The organism is Rhodoferax saidenbachensis, from assembly GCF_001955715.1.
In the GTDB taxonomy this organism is placed as follows: Bacteria; Pseudomonadota; Gammaproteobacteria; order Burkholderiales; family Burkholderiaceae_C; genus Allorhodoferax; species Allorhodoferax saidenbachensis.
Window position 1 is genome coordinate 2,121,799 of the sequence record NZ_CP019239.1, and the last position, 19,515, is coordinate 2,141,313.

Consider the following 19,515-nt stretch of genomic DNA (forward strand, 5'->3'; position numbering starts at 1 on the left):
GGTAGTGCAGAATTGTCGCATGCGAATTCTGGTGTGCTGGTTGTTGGCGTTGGGCAGTGTGTGGACCTCGGGTGCCTGGGCGGCGCACGGCTATGCGTTGTGGGGCGACCTCAAGTACCCGGCCAGCTTTGTGCAGTTTGACTATGCCAATGGCTCGGCGCCCAAGGGCGGCGAGCTGCGCCTGGTGAGCAACCTGCGCATCTCCACCTTTGACAAATACAACCCCTTCACCATCAAGGGCACAGCGCCGGCCTATTTGAGCGGACTGATGTTTGACACGCTGTTGGTCGGCTCGCTGGACGAAACCGCGGCAGGTTATGGCCTGCTGGCCGAAGATGTGCGCGTGGCGCCCGATGGCCTGAGCGCTACGTTTCGTCTGCGCAAGGAAGCCCGATTCCACAACGGCGACCCGGTGCTGGCGCGGGATGTGAAACACAGCTTTGATACCTTGATCGGCCCATTTACATCGCCCGCCTACAAGAGCCTGCTGGACGATGTGTCGGGCGTGGAGGTGGTGGACGCCATCACGGTGCGCTACCGCTTCAAGAAGCCCAACCGTGAACTGCCACTAACCGTGGGCGGCCTGCCGGTGTTCAGCCACCGCTGGGGCGAAGATGATGCAGTGCTGGGCGGCAAGGCCAAACCGTTTGACCAGGTGGTGATGGACATTCCGATTGGCAGCGGGCCCTACAAGATTGGCCCCGTGGTGTTTGGCAAGGACATCACCTATGTGCGCGACCCCAGCTATTGGGCCCGTGACCTCAATGTGCGCCGCGGCAGCGCCAACTTTGACCGCATCGTCGTCAAGATCTACAAAGACAGCACTGCCCGCCTGGAGGCGCTGAAGGCCGGTGAGTTCGACCTCATGCGCTTCTTCTCCGCTGGCGACTGGGCGCGCCGCGTCAATGGCCGCAAGTTCGACAGCGGCGAGTTGGTCAAGGCGGAGTTCAAGCACCGCCTGCCCACGGGCTTTCAAAGTTATGTGCTCAATACGCGGCGCGAGAAGCTCAAGGACGTGCGCGTGCGCCAGGCGCTGGGCCTGGCACTGGACTACGAGTGGATGAACCGCCAGATGTTTTACGGCGCCTACCAGCGTGTGCAGGACCTGTTTGGCAACACAGACTGCCAGGCCACAGGCGAACCTTCGGCGGAGGAGCTTGCGCTGCTGGCGCCTTGGCGCGCCCAGGTGCCTGCCGCGGTGTTCGGCCCCATGGCGGTGCCACCTCGCACCGATGGCGACAGCACGCTGCGCGACAACCTGCGTCAGGCGCAAAAGCTGCTCAAGGATGCAGGCTGGGAATACCGCGACGGTGCATTGCGCAATCCCAAGGGCGAAGCCTTTGAGCTGGAGTACCTGGACAGCGCGGAAACCGGTGTCCGCACGGTGGCGCCCTGGGTGCGCAATCTGGAAAAGATCGGCGTCAAGCTCAACTTCCGCCCCGTCGACTTTGCGCTGTACCAGCAACGCCTGCAAAAGTTCGAGTTCGACATCACGTCCATCGCCTACGCGGGAACGCACAACCCCGGCCAGGAATACGCGGACATGTTTGGCAGCAAGGCCGCCGACACCGAAGACTCGGGCAACCTGGCCGGCATCAAGAGTCCTGCGGTGGATGCCTTGGTGACGCAGATCACCGGTGCCAAGCGCAAGCAGGACCTGCTGCCCGCCTGCCGGGCGCTGGACCGCGTCATCATGCACAGCCACATCCTGGTGCCACAGTGGTCCGCCGGTACGCACCGACTGGCCTACAACGCCTGGCGCCTGGACAAGCCCGCACAGATGCCGCCCTATGCGCAAGGCGAAGGCTGGGCCATTGATTTGTGGTGGGCGAAATGAAACCCCTGCGCTCCACCGACGCACGGCCCTTGGGCCGCGCATCGTCTATTGCCGCAACGCGAACGCATCTGCAACAGCAGATGCGAAAGCGGGTTGCTGCCCCCCAAGGGGGCCCTCGCGCCTTGGGGCGGCCCGGCGGCGCTCGCCCGTCTCCATAATCGCCGCATGTTTCTCTACTCCCTCAAACGCCTTGCCCTGATGCTGCCCACGCTCTTCGGCGTGCTGCTGCTCACCTTTGCCGTGATCCAGTTTGTGCCGGGTGGCCCCGTGGAGCAGTATCTGGCGGAGGCCAAGGCCGGTGCGGGTACCGGGGCCGATGGCGGCGGCTTCAGCTACCGTGGCGCCCAAGGTGTGGACCCCAAGCGCATCGCGCAGGCCAAGGCGCTGTACGGCTTTGACAAGCCCGCGCCCGAGCGTTTCTGGCAGATGCTGGTGCAGTTCGCCAAGTTCGATCTGGGCAAAAGCTTTTTCCACAACAAGGACGTGTCAACATTGGTGTGGGAGAAGCTGCCTGTGTCCATGAGTCTGGGCCTGTGGACCTTCTTTATCAGTTACCTCATCGCGGTGCCGCTGGGCGTGGCCAAAGCCGTACGCGCAGGCTCCCGTTTCGATCTGATTACGTCGCTGTTGGTGCTGGTGGGTTATGCGATCCCCGGGTTTGTGCTGGGTGTGGCACTGCTGGTGATTTTTGGCGGGCAGTTGCAGTGGTTTCCGCTGCGCGGCTTGACATCGGCCAACTGGGAGACGCTGTCCTGGGGTGCCCGCATCACCGATTACCTGTGGCACATCGCGCTGCCGGTCACGGCCATGGTGGCGGGCAGCTTTGCCGTTACCGCCATGCTGACCAAAAATGCCTTTCTGGAAGAGATTCGCAAGCAGTACGTGGTGACCGCACGCGCCAAGGGCCTGTCGGAAGGGCAGGTGCTGTGGAAACATGTGTTCCGCAACGCGTTGATTCCCATCATCACGGGCTTTCCGGCCGCCTTTGTGGGCGCGTTTTTCACGGGGGCCTTGTTGATTGAAACCCAGTTTTCCCTGGATGGCCTGGGCCTGCTGAGTTACGAGAGCGTGATCCGCCGTGATTACCCCGTGGTCATGGGCACGCTGTATCTGTTCACGCTGATCGGCCTGGTCACCAAGCTGGTGTCCGACCTCTGTTACGCCTGGGTGGACCCCCGTGTCACGTTTGACTGAGCCCATGCCCACCACCCCCGCCCGTAGCCAAAGCCCCAGCCGCCGCGCCTGGCAGCGCTTTCGGCGCAATCGCCTGGGTTTTGTCAGCCTCATCGTGTTCTGCGTATTGGTGCTGTTCAGCCTGGCCGCGGAATTGGTGTCCAACGACCGGCCGTTGGTGGTGGTCTACCAAGGGCAAACCTATTGGCCCATGGTGCGTGACTACCCCGAGACCACCTTTGGCGGTGACTTCGCCACGCCCACCGACTACCTGGACCCGTTTATCCAGCAGCGCCTGGCCGAACCCGGCAACTGGGCCTTGTTTGCGCCCAACCGCTACGGTGCGAAGACGCTGAATTACTTCGCCACAGCACCCAACCCGGCACCGCCCAGCCGCGCCAACTGGCTGGGCACGGACGACCGTGGCCGCGACCTGCTGGCCCAACTGCTTTACGGTTTTCGCGTCAGCGTGTTGTTTGCGCTGGCGCTCACCTTTACCGGGGTGCTGCTGGGCGTGATCACCGGGGCCATTCAGGGCTTTTTTGGCGGCAAAACCGATCTGGCGTTCCAGCGCTTCATCGAGATCTGGACTTCCATGCCCGAGCTGTACCTGCTGATCATCTTCAGCGCAGTGTTCGCGCCCAGTATCTCGTTGTTACTGGTCCTGCTGAGCTTGTTTGGCTGGATGGGGCTGTCGGACTATGTGCGCGCCGAGTTCCTGCGCAACCGCCAGTTGGACTATGTGCGTGCTGCCCGCGCTCTGGGTGTGTCTAACTGGAAAATCATCACGCGCCACGTGTTGCCTAACAGCCTGACGCCTGTGGTCACGTTTTTGCCGTTCCGCATGAGCGGCGCGATTCTGGCGCTTACCTCGCTGGACTTTCTGGGCCTGGGTGTGCCACCCGGTACACCGTCGCTGGGGGAATTGCTGTCGCAGGGCAAAAACAGCATTGATGCCTGGTGGATATCGCTCTCCACCTTTGCCGTGCTGGTGGTCACTCTGTTGCTGCTGACCCTGATGGGCGACGCGCTGCGGGATGCGCTGGACCCCCGAAAGGCAGACCACTGATGGCCGCTCTGTTGGAAGTTCAAGGCCTGCGTATCGCATTTGGTGGCCGGGAGGTTGTGCACGGCGTGGATTTCACCATCGCTCCGGGCGAGAAGCTTGCCTTGGTGGGGGAGTCCGGTTCGGGCAAAACCGTCACGGCCTTGAGCCTGCTGGGTCTGGCGCAGGGCGCTCAGGTGCAGGGGCAGGCCCGTTTTGGGGCGCAGAAATCTGCAGTTGACTTGCTGGCCTTGCCAGAGCGGAGCCTGCAAGCCATCCGCGGTCAGGACATCGCCATGATTTTTCAGGAGCCCATGACGGCCCTGAACCCGGTGCTCACCATTGGCGAGCAGATAGCCGAGATTTTGCAGCTAAAAGTGGGCCTAACCCGCGCGGAGTGTGCGCAAGCAGCTATTGAATTAATAGCTGACACGGGCATTGACGATGCTGCCCGGCGCGCCAGGGCCTATCCCCACCAGCTCTCGGGTGGCCAGCGCCAGCGCGCCATGATCGCCATGGCGCTGGCCTGCAAACCCAAACTGTTGCTCGCCGACGAGCCCACCACCGCGCTGGACGTGACCGTGCGCAAACAGATTCTGGAGTTGCTGGCCCAGCTGCAGCAAAAACACGGTATGGCGGTGCTGCTGATCACCCATGACCTGAACCTGGTGCGCCAGTTTGCCGACCGCGTGGCGGTCATGGAAAACGGCCATATCGTGGAGCAGGGCGCTGTAGCCCAAGTCTATGCCGCGCCGCAGCATGCCTACACCCGCCGGCTCATGGCCAGCCAGCCGGTGCGCGATGTGGTTGCCGCACGCGATGGTGCCCCAACCGTGTTGCAAGCCCGCGCCCTGCGCGTGGCCTATCCGGTGCCGCGCCCCGGCGTGGCTGGCTGGTTCAAAAAAGGGGAGTTTGTGGCCGTGGCCGGTGCCGACCTGGATCTGGCTGAAGGCCAAACCCTGGGCATCGTGGGAGAGTCGGGCTCCGGAAAATCCACGCTAGCCCTGGCGGCCCTAGGGCTGCTCAAGTTTGGTGGTTCGCTTTCGGTGCTGGGTCAATCCTGGGGCGCTGGCACGCTGGCCGACCGCGCCTTGCGCCGGGGTGTACAAGTGGTCTTCCAGGACCCGTTTTCTTCGTTGTCGCCGCGCCTGACGGTGGAAGAAATTGTGCAGGAAGGCTTACTGGTCCATGAACCGACTTTGCCGACCGCAGAGCGCCGCCAGCGGGTGCAAGCCGCGCTGGAGGAGGTGGGGCTGACCGAAACCCAGTTCCCGGGCTTACTGCAGCGCTACCCACACCAGTTTTCGGGTGGCCAGCGCCAGCGCATCGCCATTGCCCGGGCTTTGATCGTGCAGCCGCGGCTGCTGGTGCTGGACGAGCCTACCAGCGCCCTGGACGTGACCATGGCGCAGCAAATCTTGCAACTGCTGCAGCGTCTGCAGCGCGAGCGGGGCCTGGCCTATTTGCTGATTACCCATGACGTGGCCGTTATCCGCGCCATGGCGCACCACGTTGTGGTGATGCAAGGTGGAAAATTGCTCGAAACTGGCACGGTGGAGCAAGTCCTGGGGGCCCCACGCAACACCTATACCCAAACGCTGCTGGCCGCTGCGCAATAAACCGTTAAAAATCAAGGCATTTACCACGGTTTTGCAGTACAATCCAAGCTCACGACCAAACGGGCGGGTAATTACCGCCCGTTTTTTTTTGGCGATTGTTTTTTGAGCGGGCTGATTTCAAGTGGCAATGCAGGAAATTGTTGAGCAAACCGTAGCCGGTCTGGGCTATGACCTGGTGGAGATAGAACGCTCCGCCGGCGGCTTGCTGCGCATCACGATTGACCTGCCCTGGCAGAAGGCCGCTGAAGGCACTCCACAGGCAGAGCAGTTCGTCAATGTCGAGGACTGCGAGAAGGTGACACGCCAGTTGCAGTTTGCACTGGAAGTGGACGGCGTTGAATACAAGCGGCTGGAGGTTTCCTCGCCCGGTATCGACCGTCCTTTGCGCCATGTACAGGATTACGAGCGTTTTGTCGGCCATGAGGTGGACATCACGCTGAAGGCGGCCATGGGTGCTGCGGCAGAGGGACAAGTCCATGCCAACCGCAAGAAGTTTCGCGGCACGCTGGAGCGTGTGGTGGCAGCGGATGGCAGCGTGGGCTGGCAAATCGTTTGGAGCGATGCGCCCAAGGTCAAGCCCGGCCAGAAGGTCAGCAAGAAGCGCGTGCCGCCACCATTGCAGGCGCTGGGTTTTGAGCTGGGCGAGTTGCGGGAAGCCCGTTTGGCCCCCATTGTGAGTTTCAAGGGCCGTGGCATCGCAGATGCGAGCGGCGTGGCCGGTATAGATGGCGCAGTGCCGTCGGCCGAATAAGAAGTTTTTGTTTTTGAAGAGTGTTCAGGAGAGTCAAGGCATGAATCGCGAACTATTAATGCTGGTAGAAGCAATTTCCCGTGAGAAAAACGTGGAACGTGATGTGGTCCTGGGCGCCGTTGAGGCAGCCCTGGCCCAGGCGACCAAGAAGCTGTACGCCGGCGACGTGGACATCCGTGTCGCACTGGACCGCGACAGCGGCAACTACGAAACCTTCCGCCGCTGGCATGTGGTTCCCGATGAAGCCGGTCTGCAACTGCCTGACCAGGAAATCCTGCTGTTCGAAGCAAAAGAACAGATCGCCGACATTGAAGTCGACGAGTACATCGAAGAAGCGATTGAGTCCGTGCCGATTGGCCGTATTGGCGCGATGGCGGCCAAACAGGTCATTCTGCAAAAGATCCGCGACGCCGAGCGCGAAATGCTGCTGAACGACTTCATGTCGCGCGGTGAGAAGATCTTTGTGGGCACCGTCAAACGCATGGACAAGGGCGACATCATTGTCGAATCCGGCCGTGTCGAAGGCCGCCTCAAGCGCAGCGAGATGATTGCCAAGGAAAACCTGCGTACGGGCGACCGTGTGCGCGCCATGATCATGGAAGTGGACCTGACGTTGCGTGGCGCGCCTATCGTGCTGTCGCGCTCTGCGCCCGAGTTCATGATTGAGCTGTTCCGCCAGGAAGTGCCTGAGATCGAACAAGGCCTGCTGGAGATCAAGTCCTGCGCCCGTGACTCCGGTTCGCGCGCCAAGATCGCTGTGCTGTCGCATGACAAGCGCGTAGACCCTATCGGCACCTGCGTCGGCGTGCGCGGCACCCGTGTCAACGGCGTGACCAACGAACTCGCCGGTGAACGCGTGGACATCGTGTTGTGGAGCGAAGACCCAGCCCAGTTCGTGATTGGTGCATTGGCCCCTGCCAATGTGTCTTCCATCGTGGTGGACGAAGAGCGCCATGCCATGGACGTGGTGGTCGATGAAGAAAACCTGGCGATTGCGATTGGCCGTGGCGGTCAGAACGTGCGCCTGGCGTCCGAGCTGACTGGCTGGAAGATCAATATCATGGATGCGGCGGAAAGCGCCCAGAAGGCCGCTGTCGAGACCGATTCGGGTCGCAAGCTGTTCATGGAAAAGCTCGATGTGGACGAGGAAATCGCCGACATCCTGATCGCCGAAGGGTTCACCAGCCTGGAAGAAGTGGCCTATGTGCCGCTGCAGGAAATGCTGGAGATCGAAAGCTTCGACGAAGACACGGTGCACGAATTGCGCAACCGTGCCAAAGACGCGCTGCTGACCATGGAAATCGCGCATGAAGAAAGCGTGGAAGAAGTCTCGCAAGACCTGCGCGATCTGGAAGGCTTGACCCCCGAACTGATTGGCAAACTCGCCGACGGTGGTGTGCACACCCGTGACGACCTGGCAGACCTGGCCGTCGACGAGCTCACAGAAATGACCGGTCAGTCTGCGGACGAAGCCAAGACCCTGATCATGAAGGCGCGCGAACATTGGTTTACCAATGAAGCCGCTTCTCAAGAGTAATGGTTATGAAAAAAGTTTAAGAAAAGGCTAACCATCGCCCGCCGGGCGGGTTAGCCGACGCTAAAGGTTACAGAACAAATGTCCAGTACGACCGTCGCCGAGTTTGCCAATGAACTCAAAAAATCCACCGACACGCTGCTCGAGCAGCTGAAGTCGGCCGGGGTAGCCAAATCCGCCGCCTCCGACGTCCTGACCGACGCCGACAAACACAGCTTGCTGAACTTTCTGCAAAACAGCCACGGCACTGCAAGTGCCGAGCGCAAGAAGATCACACTGGTCAAGAAACAGACCACCGAGATCAAGCAGGCAGATGCAACCGGCAAAGCCCGCACCATTCAGGTGGAAGTGCGCAAGAAGCGCACCTTTGTGCGCCGTGAAGACGGTGCCGACGGAGTACCGGAAGTCGTCGAACAGGACGCGCCGGCACAAGAAGAGTCCACCGCACCCGCAGTGGACCATGCCGATCTGGCCCGCCGCGAAGAAGAAGCGCGCCGTCAGGCCGAGCTGATCCGCCGCCAGGAAGAAGACCTGGTCGAAAAGCGTCGCCTGCGCGAAGAGTCCGAAAAACGCGAGCGCGAAGCACAGGAACGTGCTGCCAGCTACGCTGCAGCCGAAGACCAAAAAAAGAGCGAGGCTTCTCTCAACAAGGCCGAAGCCACGGAACAGGCTGCGGCAGATGCTGCTGCGCGCGCTGCAGTGCAAACCGAAGCCCGCGAAAAGGCCGAAGCCGAGTCCAAAGCCCGTGCTGAAGAAGAAGTCGTGCGCGCAGCCGATCTGGGCGACCGCCGCCGCAAGGCCGAAGCCGAAGCCGCCGCCATTCGCAACATGATGGCCACGCCCAAGAAGGTTTTGGTTGCTGCCAAGAAGCCCGAAGAAGTCAAGCCTGCTGCTGGCGTGAAAGGCACGCTGCACAAGCCTGCTGTGGGCTCTGCCGTGGCAAAGCCTGCCAAACCCGGCGCCCCTGGTACCACCTCCGGCCCGGCCGGAGCGGGCAAGGAAGTCAAATCCGCCAAGCTGTCCAGCAGTTGGGCCGGTGATCCTGCCAAGAAGAAAGAACTCAAGACCCGTGGTGACACCGGTGCCGGTGCAGGTCGTTCGACCAACTGGCGCAGTGGCCCGCGTGGCAAACGTGGCGGCCATGACCGCGACCGTGATGACCACCAACAGGCGGCACCGGTGGAGGCGCGCGTCATTGAAGTGCACGTGCCTGAAACCATCACCGTGGCCGAACTGGCACACAAGATGGCCATCAAGGCGTCTGAAGTGATCAAGTCGCTGATGAAGATGGGCCAGATGGTCACCATCAACCAACCACTGGACCAAGACACCGCCATGATCGTGGTGGAAGAAATGGGCCACAAAGCGGTTGTCGCGGCACTGGACGATCCAGAAGCCTTTACCGATGACGACGTGTCCGGCCAGGAAGCAGTTTCCCTGCCACGTGCACCCGTTGTGACCGTCATGGGCCACGTCGACCACGGCAAGACCTCGCTGCTGGATTACATCCGCCGTGCCAAGGTCGCCGCCGGCGAAGCCGGTGGCATTACCCAGCACATTGGTGCCTACCACGTGGAAACCCCGCGCGGCATGGTGTCCTTCCTGGATACCCCGGGCCACGAGGCGTTTACCGCCATGCGTGCACGCGGTGCCAAGGCAACGGACATCGTGATTCTGGTGGTGGCGGCCGACGACGGTGTGATGCCCCAGACCAAGGAAGCCATCAAGCACGCGAAAGCGGCTGGTGTTCCTATCGTGGTGGCGATCACCAAATCCGACAAACCCGATGCCAACGCCGAGCGCGTTAAGCAGGAACTGGTGGTCGAAGAAGTGGTGCCTGAAGAATACGGTGGTGATTCTCCGTTCGTGTCCGTGTCCTCCAAGACCGGCATGGGCATTGATACGCTGCTCGAACAAGTGCTGTTGCAAGCCGAAGTGCTGGAACTCAAAGCGCCGGTCGAAGCCCTGGCCAAGGGTCTGGTCATCGAAGCCCAACTGGACAAGGGCCGCGGCCCTGTGGCCACGGTGCTGATCCAGTCCGGTACGCTGAAGACCGGTGACGTGGTGCTGGCGGGCCAGACTTATGGCCGCGTGCGCGCTATGCTGGACGAAAACGGCAAGACCATCAAGACTGCAGGTCCTTCCATTCCGGTGGAAATCCAGGGTCTGACCGAAGTGCCACAAGCCGGTGACGAATTCATGGTGATGACCGACGAGCGCCGTGCCCGTGAAATCGCCACCTACCGTGCCGGCAAGTTCCGCAACACCAAGCTGGCCAAGCAGCAAGCTGCCAAGCTGGAGAACATGTTTTCCGACCTGTCCGCAGGCGACGTCAAGATGGTTCCGATCATCGTCAAGGCCGATGTGCAGGGTTCGCAGGAAGCGCTGGCGCAGTCGCTGCTCAAGCTCTCGACCGACGAGGTCAAGGTGCAGATGGTGTACACCGCCGTGGGTGGTATCAGCGAATCCGACGTCAATCTGGCGATTGCCTCCAAGGCCATCATCATCGGCTTCAACGTGCGGGCCGATGCCGGTGCGCGCAAGCAGGCCGAAGGCAATGGCGTGGACATCCGTTACTACAACATCATTTACGACGCCGTCGATGAGTTGAAGGCAGCGATGTCCGGCATGTTGGCCCCCGAGAAACGCGAAGAAGTTATCGGTTTTGCCGAGATCCGCACCGTGTTCGTGGCGTCCAAGATTGGTACCGTTGCAGGTTGTATGGTCACCGGTGGTTATGTCACCCGCTCGGCGCATTTCCGCCTGCTGCGCGACAACGTGGTGATTTACACCGGCGAGCTGGACTCCCTGAAACGCATGAAGGACGATGTGCGCGAAGTCAAGGAAGGCTTCGAGTGCGGTATCAAGCTTAAGAACTACAACGAGATCAAAGAAGGCGATCAGCTGGAGTTCTTCGAGGTCAAGGAAATCGCCCGTACGCTGTAAAAGGTATTGGCAACAAGCATGGTCAAGAAGAAGTCATCTACCCCCAACCGCGGTTTCCGCGTGGCCGATCAGATCCAGCGCGATCTGACCGAGCTGATCGCGCGCGAGCTCAAAGACCCGCGGGTGGGCATGGTGACGATCCAGTCGGTCGAGGTGACGCCGGATTACGCGCATGCCAAGGTTTTTTTCAGCCTGCTCAAGGGCGACCCGGCGGAGAGTACAGAAGGTTTGAACCAGGCGGCAGGTTTTCTGCGTGCCGGTTTGTTCAAGCGCCTGCACATCCATACCGTGCCAACCCTGCATTTCCTCTTTGACCAGACGACCGAACGCGCGGCCGACATGAATGCGCTGATTGCGCAGGCAGTGGCGTCGCGTTCCAAGAACGAAGAGGGCTGAAATGCAAGCAGCGCCACGTGCACGGGTTGCCAGGCGCCCCGTGCATGGGGTGCTGTTGCTGGACAAGCCCATCGGTTTGTCGAGCAACCAGGCTTTGCAGAAAGCCAAATGGCTTCTACGTGCCGAGAAAGCGGGCCATACCGGCACGCTGGACCCTCTGGCGACTGGCGTATTGCCGCTGTGTTTTGGTGCAGCGACCAAGTTCAGCCAGATGCATCTGGATGCGGACAAGGCCTATGAAACGGTGTTGCGCTTGGGCGTGAAAACCACAACGGCAGATGCCGAAGGTGATGTGATCAGTGAGCGGCCTGTGCAGTTCACGGCGGAAATGTTGGATGAAGTGGTGCGCCGGTTTACCGGACCCATACGCCAGATTCCGCCCATGCACAGTGCGCTGAAGAAAGACGGCAAGGCCCTGTACGAGTACGCCAGGGCCGGCATAGAAGTAGAGCGGGCACCGCGGGATGTCACGATTCGGGCATTAAAAGTGCTTGAAAACCGCATGGATAATGCGCAACCAGCTATCAAAATGGTAGTGGAGTGTACCAAGGGAACGTATATCCGTACCCTGGGTGAAGACATCGGTGAAGCGCTGGGTTGTGGTGCGCATTTGAGCGCACTGCGCCGCATTCGCACCGGTGGTTTCGATACCACGCAGTGCGTGACGCTGGAAGCGCTGGAGGCCATGAGCGAAGCCGAGCGCATGGCCTGCCTGCTACCGGTGGACGCGCTGCTGGCGGGACACAGCGTTGTCACGCTGGACAGTGAGAATGCAGGACGATTTTTGAGTGGAATGCGCAGACGCGGCCCCTGGCCCGATGCGAGCGAAGTCGCGGTGTATGCAGCGGGCACGAACAGCCTGCTGGGCACCGCCCATGTGAAAGCGGGGGAGTTGATCCCGGTGCGGCTCTTGAGCCCGCTGGAGATCAGTGAAACGCTGGCACAGCAACAGGTTATTGAACAGTTAGCAGAAAGTGAAATATGAGTAAACAAATCCGCAATATCGCCATCATCGCCCACGTTGACCATGGAAAAACCACCATGGTTGACCAGTTGCTGCGCCAGTCCGGCACCTTCGCCGACCACGAAAAAGTGGTCGATACCGTCATGGACAACAACGCCATCGAAAAAGAGCGTGGCATCACGATTCTGGCGAAGAACTGCGCTGTGACCTGGGAAGGTACCCACATCAACATCGTCGACACCCCCGGACACGCGGACTTCGGCGGTGAAGTGGAACGTGCCTTGTCCATGGTGGACGGCGTGGTGCTGCTGATCGATGCGCAAGAAGGCCCCATGCCCCAGACGCGTTTCGTGACCAAGAAGGCTTTGGCCCTGGGTCTGAAGCCGATTCTGGTGGTGAACAAGGTGGACAAGCCTGGTGCACGTCCCCAACACGTGGTGAACGCCGCTTTCGACCTGTTCGACAAGCTGGGCGCGACCGACGAGCAGCTCGATTTCCCCGTGGTGTACGCCTCCGGTATCAACGGCTGGACATCGATGGAAGAGGGCGCTCCCGGTGAACAGTGGGGCCCTGACATGTCGGCCCTGTTCAACACTGTGCTCAAGCACGTGCCTTCGCAAAAGGGTGACCCCGAAGCACCGCTGCAACTGCAAATTTCCGCGCTCGACTTCTCCACCTTCGTGGGCCGTATCGGCGTAGGCCGTATCAGCCAGGGCACGATCAAGCCCAACATGGACGTGGTCGTCATGGAAGGCCCAGACGGCAAGTCCGTCAAAGGCCGTATCAACCAGGTGTTGACCTTCCAGGGTCTGGACCGCGTGCAAACACTCGAAGCCGGCCCCGGCGAAATCGTGCTGATCAACGGTATTGGTGACATCGGTATCGGCGTGACGGTGACCGACCCGCTGAACCCCGCACCCCTGCCCATGCTCAAGGTGGATGAACCCACACTGACCATGAACTTCTGCGTGAACACCAGCCCGCTGGCGGGCCGCGAAGGCAAGTACGTGACCAGCCGCCAGATCTGGGACCGTCTGCAAAAGGAACTGCAACACAACGTGGCGCTGCGCGTCAACGAAACGGACGAAGAAGGTATCTTCGAAGTGCTGGGTCGCGGTGAATTGCACTTGACCATTTTGCTGGAAAACATGCGCCGTGAAGGCTATGAAATGGCCGTGTCCAAGCCACGCGTGATGTTCCGTGAAATCAATGGCGAAAAGTGCGAGCCTATCGAGCTGGTCACTGCCGACGTGGAAGAAATCCACCAAGGTGGCGTGATGCAGGCCCTGGGCGAGCGCAAGGGCGAGCTGGTGAACATGGAACCGGACGGCCGTGGCCGTGTCCGTCTGGAATACCGCATTCCTGCGCGTGGCCTGATCGGTTTCTCCAACGAATTCCTGAACTTGACCCGTGGTTCCGGCCTGATCTCCAACATCTTTGACAGCTACGAGCCGCATAAGGGTGACATCGGTGGCCGTAAAAATGGCGTGCTGATCTCCATGGACGCGGGTGAAATCTTCACCTACGCCCTGGGCAAGCTGGATGACCGCGGTCGTATGTTCGTGAAGCCGAATGACCCCGTGTACGAAGGCATGATTGTGGGTATCCACAGCCGTGATAACGATCTGGTGGTGAACGCCACACGAACCAAGCAGCTGACCAACTTCCGCGTGTCCGGCAAGGAAGATGCGATCAAGATCACGCCCCCGATTGAATGCACGCTGGAATACGGTGTGGAATTCATTGAGGACGACGAGTTGGTCGAAATCACACCCAAGTCGATCCGTCTGCGCAAGCGCCACCTGTCCGAAAGCGACCGCAAGCGCGCTGGTCGTAACTAATCGCTAGCGGGACGGCGCTTGCGCGTCGTCCTTGTCGGTTCGTGACTGGGGCCATGTGCCCCAGTTCTATTTGTTGCTTATGAAACTCACCCACAACCGCGCGGTGTTCCTGATGGTGGCGGTGACCCTGCTGTGGTCTACCGCTGGCGTCGTCACGCGTCACCTGGAATTTGCCCGCAGCTTTGAAGTCACCTTCTGGCGGGCGTTCTTTACCGTCCTGAGCCTGATGGTGATCCTGCCCTTTGCCAAGGGGCGGGACGTGTTCTACAAGATCCGCCATGCCGACGCGGGTTTCTGGATATCCGGCATCTGCTGGAGCATCATGTTCACCGCCTTCATGGTCGCGCTCACGCTCACGAGTGTGGGCAATGTGCTGGTCACCATGTCCATCGGGCCACTGGTCACAGCGCTGATCGCGCGTGTCTTCATTGGCTACAAGGTGCCGCCACGCACCTGGCTGGCCATCCTGGTCGCGGGGGCGGGCATTGTGTACATGTATGCCTCGCAACTCGGCTCGGTGTCCCTGCTCGGCACGCTGGTCGCCTTGTGCGTGCCGCTTGCTGGCGCCACCAACTGGACGGTGACCCAGCATTCACACGACAAGGGCCACGATGTGGACCTGATGCCTGCCGTATGGGTGGGCGCCGTGATCTCCAGCGTGGCCACACTGCCATTCGCTTTTCCATTCCAGGCCAGTACCCACGATGTGGTGCTGCTGGGCTTCCTGGGCGTGTTCCAGCTGGCGGTGCCGTGTGTGCTTGCGGTACGCTGCGCCCAGATTCTCAAAGCGCCCGAGCTGTCGCTGCTGCAACTGCTGGAAGTGGTTTTCGGTATTCTGCTGGCCTGGCTGGGCGCCAACGAAGTGCCCAGTAGCTCAGTCTTGTGGGGTGGGGCGCTGGTGATCGGCGCCCTGGTGACCAACGAAGTGATTGGATGGAGACAACGCGCATGACAACGAACACCGTGGAAAACCAGGACGTGCTGACCGAAGTGCGGGGCCAGGTGGGTTTCATCACCCTGAACCGCGCCAAGGCACTCAACGCGCTGAGCCTGGACATGGTCCGCAGCCTCACCGCCATCCTGCTGCAGTGGCAAGCCGACGCACAGGTAAAAGCCGTGGCCATCCGTGGCAGTAACAAAACGGGGCCCTTTGGCGGCTTCTGTGCCGGTGGCGACATCCGCTTTTTTCACCAGGCGGCCCTCGCAGGCAACCCGGCATTGGAAGACTTCTTCACCGAGGAATACGCCCTTAACCACCTGATCCACAACTACCCCAAGCCGTACATCGCCTTCATGGACGGCATCGTCATGGGCGGTGGTATGGGGATCAGCCAAGGCGCTTCGCACCGGCTGGTCACGGGGCAGACCAAGATGGCCATGCCCGAGACCAACATCGGCCTGTTCCCCGACGTGGGAGGTGGTTATTTCCTGAGCCGCTGCCCGGGACGCAGCGGTGAATGGCTGGCGCTGACCGGTGATGTGATTGACGGCACTACCGCCGTAGAACTGGGTCTGGCGGACCATATGGTGGACGCGACCCGTTTGCCCGAGGGCTGGGAGGCCTTGGCGGCACGGAACTGGGCGGACAAGGCCTCGCTGGACGCCTGGATTGCTACTATTTCAGTAGCCGCTCACGCAACATCCACGGGGGCTAGAGGCCAAATTGACCAATATTTTGCGTTGGACACCGTGTCCGCCATCGTGCAGGCACTGGAGGCCGACAGCAGCGACTGGGCGCAACACACGGCCGCCACATTGCGGAAGCGCTCCCCGTTGATGCTGCATGTGGTGCTGGAGCAGGTGCGCCGCGCCCGCAGCATGACGTTGGCCGACGATTTGCGCATGGAGCGTGACATGGTCCGCCACTGCTTCCACACGGCCCATTTGCAGCGCTCCGGCGCGACCAGCGAAACAGTGGAAGGTATTCGCGCGCTGGCTGTGGATAAAGACCACCATCCCCAGTGGAACCCGGCACGGATTGAAGAAGTCACGCCTGACATGGTGGCGCCGTTTTTCGCCAGCCCATGGCCAGCTCACGCCCATCCGTTGCAGAAACTGATCTGACGCTGATTTAGAGCTGCTGGTAGACCGCGCGGGCCAGTTGCATCAAGGTGTCACGTGGCACCTGGCCACTGAGGGCATACCCAAAGCCCTGGTCCACCCAGTAAAAGCTGGACGTTTTTCCTTCGGTGGCAAACTGGAACGCGGTTTCTTCCTGGCTATTGACCGCAGCAGGCGTGCCCTCTACACCCCCCAGATACAGCGTGATACGGGTTCCACCCGTGGCCTGGAACATGAACTGGGCGCGTGCCCCGGTGTCACCGGGCAACAGCCGTCCCCCAACCAGCTCGAACCCCTGCGCGGAGAGGTCGGGCACTTTCAGCGGGTGCCCCAAACGCTTGGACAACCATTGCACCAGATGCGCCTGTTCTGCAGCGGTCACTTCCACAGGGTGACGCACTTCCGGGGCATACACCGCGTAGGCCAGGCCCGCCTGGCGCACAAATTCTGCAGCGGGGTGACGCGCAGCCAGCGCATTGGCCGCATTTTGCGGGCCGTGTGCCAACCAGCCGGCCGCGAAAGACAACAGCACGCTGGCCGCCAGCCCGCCCCAGCGCCACGCCTGTTGGGCCGTTTGCCGTGATGCGTTCACGCGTTGGGTGGCGCTGACCAGATGAGCGGGCGCCTCTTCGTCGCCCACATCTGCATACAAACCCTGCAGCAAAACACGCTGGTGGCGCCATTGCGCAACGGTCGCCTGGGCTTGAGGCTCCTGCGCCAGGCGGCTTTCCAGTGCTGCGCGCTGCACAGCGTCCAAGCGCTCGTCTACCAGGGCGTGCAATTCGTCTTCAGTGAGGGGAGGAGGGGTGTTGCGGGTCATACCAGTCATCCATCAGCGGGGGCGCCGCAAATTCACCACTTCGGCACCGGCGTGGACCGTCGGTGCCGCATGGTTGGCGGGCGCATCCAGCAGAGCCTGCAGGCGTGCACGGCCGCGGGAGAGTCGCGACATTACCGTGCCCAGCGGCGTACCGGTAATGCGCGCCACATCGGCATAGCCCATGTCTTCCAGTGTCACCAGCAGCAAGACCACGCGTTGTTCTTCCGGCAGTTGCATCAGGCAGCGTTGCAGGTCCAGCGTAGCGTCGGTCCCGGCGTCCGGTGCGGCCACGGCATGGGCGGTTTCGTCCAGTTCCACCGTGGGGGCGACTCGCTGCTGGCGCACCAGTCGGCGGATGTCATTGGCGTGGATGTTGTGCATCAACGTGAACAGCCAGGCGCGCAGATCGCTGCCCACCAGCCACAGCCGCCATTTGGAACAGGCCCGCTCCAGCGTGTCCTGCACCAGATCGTCCGCAGCCCAAGGCTCGCCGGTCAGCGCGCGCGCATAGCGGCGCAACCCGGGGATCTGGCTGACAAGCTGCAAGCGGTCCATGGTGGCCGTGGTTAACGGGCGGCAAAAAGCTTAGGGCTTGATGAGGCGCCAGGCGTTGGCGACGCCATCACCGGTCTTGTCACCGGGCTTGCTGTCCTTGACCCAGTAGTACAAAGGTTTGCCCTTGAGCGCCCACTGTTTCTTGCCGTCATCGCGGGTGATGATGCTGTAGTCGCCCTGGGCCTTGTCCATGTCACCCGCCATCAACGGAGGCCAGTTGGTGGCACAGGGGCCGTTGCAGACCGACTTGCCGCTGCCCATGGCGTCCTTGTCGAATGTGTACAGCGTCATGCCATTGGGGCCGGTCAGTACGCCGTCGGCCATCTTGGCAGGCGCGGTGTCGGCCATAGAGGCGCAGGCGCCCAGCAGGGCGGTGGTGAGGGTCAGGGCAGCCAGTAATTTCATGGGGTTCTCCAGTAGGGTTGGGCAAACGGCTGTTTGCTAACCGGATAAACATCTGGCAGGGCGTATTTATTCCCTGACCGGCAACTATTTTTAGCAGGCAATTCCGCGCCGGGCCGCCCCAAGCGGTCCAGAACCGCTTGGGGCGGCCCGGCGCCGCTAGGCAATCAGCCCCCTTGGGCGCAGCGACCCGCGCGGCGATGGAGCGTGGGGGCCTACCTGTTTCTGTCTTTCATGGCGCGGTCGACCTCGCGTTTGCCTTCGCGGTCCTTGATGGTGTCGCGCTTGTCGTGCTCGGCTTTGCCCTTGGCCAGGGCGATTTCACACTTCACCTTGCCGGCTTTCCAGTGCAGGTTGATAGGCACAAGGGTGTAGCCCTTTTGCTCGACCTTGCCCGTGAGGCGCTTGATCTGCTCGCGGTGCATTAGCAGCTTCTTGGTGCGCACTTTGTCGGGACTGACATGGGTGGAGGCGGTGTGCAAGGGGTTGATCTGCAGGCCGATGATGAACAACTCGCCATTGCGGATGACCACGTAGCCGTCGGTGAGCTGTACCTTGCCTTCGCGCAGGGACTTGACCTCCCAGCCTTCCAGCACCAAGCCGGCCTCAAAGCGCTCTTCGAAGAAATAGTTGAACGCGGCCTTTTTGTTGTCGGCGATGCGGGTTGCGGTTTCGGGTTTTTTGGCCATTGCACTCAGATGGGGATGACAGACGGGAATGAAAGCTGCGCAACTACTGGATGAGTTGGGGCTTGTCTACAATCCCGCGCAGTCCCCTATTCTATGAAAACCGTTCACAAGTCCGTTTTGATCTGGTACAGCCCGCAGGAAATGTATGTGCTGGTCACCGATGTTGCGCAGTACCCCCAATTTTTACCCTGGTGCGACCACAGCACCGTGCTGGAGCAGGATGCCAGTGGCATGACCGCCGAAGTCGGCATTTCCTTTGGCGGTATACGCCAGACGTTCACCACCCGAAACACCCATACCGAGCCCAGCCAGGTAGATATGCGATTGGTAAAAGGGCCATTTTCCAAGCTGGACGGCCATTGGCACTTCCATTCCCTGGGCGACGGCACACAACGCGCCTGCAAGGTGGAGCTCACGCTGAACTACGGCTTTGACAACGCCACCCTGGGCAAGCTGGTCGGGCCGGTGTTTGACAAGATTGCGGCCAGTCTGGTTGATGCTTTTGTGAAGAGGGCGCAGCAGGTGTATGGCGGATGACCTGACGCTTTCTGTCACGGTGGTGTACGCACCACAACCGCGGCAGGTGTGCGAGATCACGCTGCAGGTGCCGCCCGGCAGTACCGCCACCGACGCCCTGCGGCAAAGTGGCGTGCTGGTGTCTTTGGCTGCGGAAGAAATTGCAGCATTGGAGTTGGGAATCTGGGGGCGCAAAGTGCCCGGGAACCAGGTGTTGCGTACCCATGACCGGGTGGAGTTGTACCGGCCCCTCACCGTAGACCCTAAAGTCGCACGCCGGGAGCGTTTTGCGCGCCAGGGTGCCAAGGGCAAGGGGGCTGGGCTGTTTGCCAACCGCCGCGCAGGCGCAAAGGCTGGATACTGAGG

General features: G+C 61.2%; 18 protein-coding genes. 14 read left to right on the forward strand and 4 right to left on the reverse strand.

Annotated features, from left to right (window positions below):
* Nucleotides 1–19: 19 nt before the first annotated feature.
* The 12 genes from RS694_RS10120 to RS694_RS10175 all read left to right on the forward strand — a co-directional run bounded on the left by RS694_RS10120 (nt 20) and on the right by RS694_RS10175 (nt 16,170).
* Entirely contained in the window at nt 20–1,837 is a 1,818-nt protein-coding gene (locus RS694_RS10120) for an extracellular solute-binding protein (RefSeq protein ID WP_029709544.1), read from the forward strand.
* Between the two features lie 165 nt (nt 1,838–2,002).
* Complete coding sequence (locus tag RS694_RS10125) at nt 2,003–3,031, forward strand: microcin C ABC transporter permease YejB (RefSeq protein WP_076069545.1); 1,029 nt, start codon at nt 2,003–2,005, stop codon at nt 3,029–3,031.
* Nucleotides 3,032–3,035: 4 nt separating this feature from the next.
* Nucleotides 3,036–4,079 carry an ABC transporter permease gene (locus tag RS694_RS10130; RefSeq protein WP_076069548.1) on the forward strand — a complete coding sequence of 348 codons (1,044 nt, stop codon included), beginning with the start codon at nt 3,036–3,038 and terminating at the stop codon, nt 4,077–4,079.
* A complete protein-coding gene (locus RS694_RS10135; protein ID WP_029705628.1) occupies nt 4,079–5,674 on the forward strand; it encodes an ABC transporter ATP-binding protein in 1,596 nt (531 codons plus the stop codon). The genes RS694_RS10130 and RS694_RS10135 overlap by 1 nt, the downstream gene beginning before the upstream one ends.
* Before the next feature lie 121 nt (nt 5,675–5,795).
* Nucleotides 5,796–6,425, forward strand: coding sequence for a ribosome maturation factor RimP (rimP, locus tag RS694_RS10140; protein WP_051391645.1), 630 nt, complete (start codon nt 5,796–5,798; stop codon nt 6,423–6,425).
* Nucleotides 6,426–6,465: 40 nt separating this feature from the next.
* The gene (nusA, locus tag RS694_RS10145; protein ID WP_029705630.1) at nt 6,466–7,962 is read left to right on the forward strand and encodes a transcription termination factor NusA; all 1,497 of its coding nucleotides are present in this window, start codon (nt 6,466–6,468) and stop codon (nt 7,960–7,962) included.
* A 78-nt stretch (nt 7,963–8,040) separates the two neighbouring features.
* A complete protein-coding gene (gene infB, locus RS694_RS10150; RefSeq protein WP_029705631.1) occupies nt 8,041–10,905 on the forward strand; it encodes a translation initiation factor IF-2 in 2,865 nt (954 codons plus the stop codon).
* Between the two features lie 18 nt (nt 10,906–10,923).
* Nucleotides 10,924–11,301, forward strand: a complete 378-nt coding sequence (gene rbfA, locus RS694_RS10155) for a 30S ribosome-binding factor RbfA (protein WP_029705632.1) — start codon at nt 10,924–10,926, stop codon at nt 11,299–11,301.
* 1 nt (nt 11,302) lies between these two features.
* A complete protein-coding gene (gene truB, locus RS694_RS10160) occupies nt 11,303–12,286 on the forward strand; it encodes a tRNA pseudouridine(55) synthase TruB (RefSeq protein WP_029705633.1) in 984 nt (327 codons plus the stop codon).
* Nucleotides 12,283–14,106 carry a translational GTPase TypA gene (typA, locus tag RS694_RS10165; protein ID WP_029705634.1) on the forward strand — a complete coding sequence of 608 codons (1,824 nt, stop codon included), beginning with the start codon at nt 12,283–12,285 and terminating at the stop codon, nt 14,104–14,106. Before truB ends, typA begins: the two co-directional genes overlap by 4 nt.
* Nucleotides 14,107–14,185: 79 nt before the next feature.
* Nucleotides 14,186–15,058 (forward strand): DMT family transporter, encoded by an 873-nt coding sequence (locus RS694_RS10170; protein ID WP_029705636.1) that lies wholly within the window; start codon nt 14,186–14,188, stop codon nt 15,056–15,058.
* Nucleotides 15,055–16,170, forward strand: coding sequence for an enoyl-CoA hydratase/isomerase family protein (locus RS694_RS10175; protein ID WP_029705637.1), 1,116 nt, complete (start codon nt 15,055–15,057; stop codon nt 16,168–16,170). The genes RS694_RS10170 and RS694_RS10175 overlap by 4 nt, the downstream gene beginning before the upstream one ends.
* Before the next feature lie 7 nt (nt 16,171–16,177).
* On the opposite strand, the gene RS694_RS10180 is transcribed toward RS694_RS10175, so the two are convergent.
* From RS694_RS10180 to smpB, 4 genes are all read right to left on the reverse strand, one after another.
* Nucleotides 16,178–16,987: an anti-sigma factor family protein gene (locus RS694_RS10180; protein WP_029705638.1), complete on the reverse strand. Its 810-nt coding sequence runs from the start codon at nt 16,985–16,987 to the stop codon at nt 16,178–16,180.
* A 12-nt stretch (nt 16,988–16,999) separates the two neighbouring features.
* Nucleotides 17,000–17,542 carry a sigma-70 family RNA polymerase sigma factor gene (locus tag RS694_RS10185; protein ID WP_029705639.1) on the reverse strand — a complete coding sequence of 181 codons (543 nt, stop codon included), beginning with the start codon at nt 17,540–17,542 and terminating at the stop codon, nt 17,000–17,002.
* Between the two features lie 30 nt (nt 17,543–17,572).
* The gene (locus RS694_RS10190) at nt 17,573–17,947 is read right to left on the reverse strand and encodes a COG4315 family predicted lipoprotein (RefSeq protein WP_029705640.1); all 375 of its coding nucleotides are present in this window, start codon (nt 17,945–17,947) and stop codon (nt 17,573–17,575) included.
* Nucleotides 17,948–18,159: 212 nt separating this feature from the next.
* Complete coding sequence (smpB, locus tag RS694_RS10195; protein ID WP_029705641.1) at nt 18,160–18,633, reverse strand: SsrA-binding protein SmpB; 474 nt, start codon at nt 18,631–18,633, stop codon at nt 18,160–18,162.
* Nucleotides 18,634–18,726: 93 nt separating this feature from the next.
* On the opposite strand from smpB, the gene RS694_RS10200 reads away from it, so the two are divergent.
* Nucleotides 18,727–19,170 (forward strand): type II toxin-antitoxin system RatA family toxin, encoded by a 444-nt coding sequence (locus tag RS694_RS10200; protein ID WP_029705644.1) that lies wholly within the window; start codon nt 18,727–18,729, stop codon nt 19,168–19,170.
* On the forward strand, nt 19,160–19,513 hold the full coding sequence (locus RS694_RS10205) for an RnfH family protein (RefSeq protein ID WP_029705646.1): 354 nt from the start codon (nt 19,160–19,162) through the stop codon (nt 19,511–19,513). Before RS694_RS10200 ends, RS694_RS10205 begins: the two co-directional genes overlap by 11 nt.
* Nucleotides 19,514–19,515: the final 2 nt, after the last annotated feature.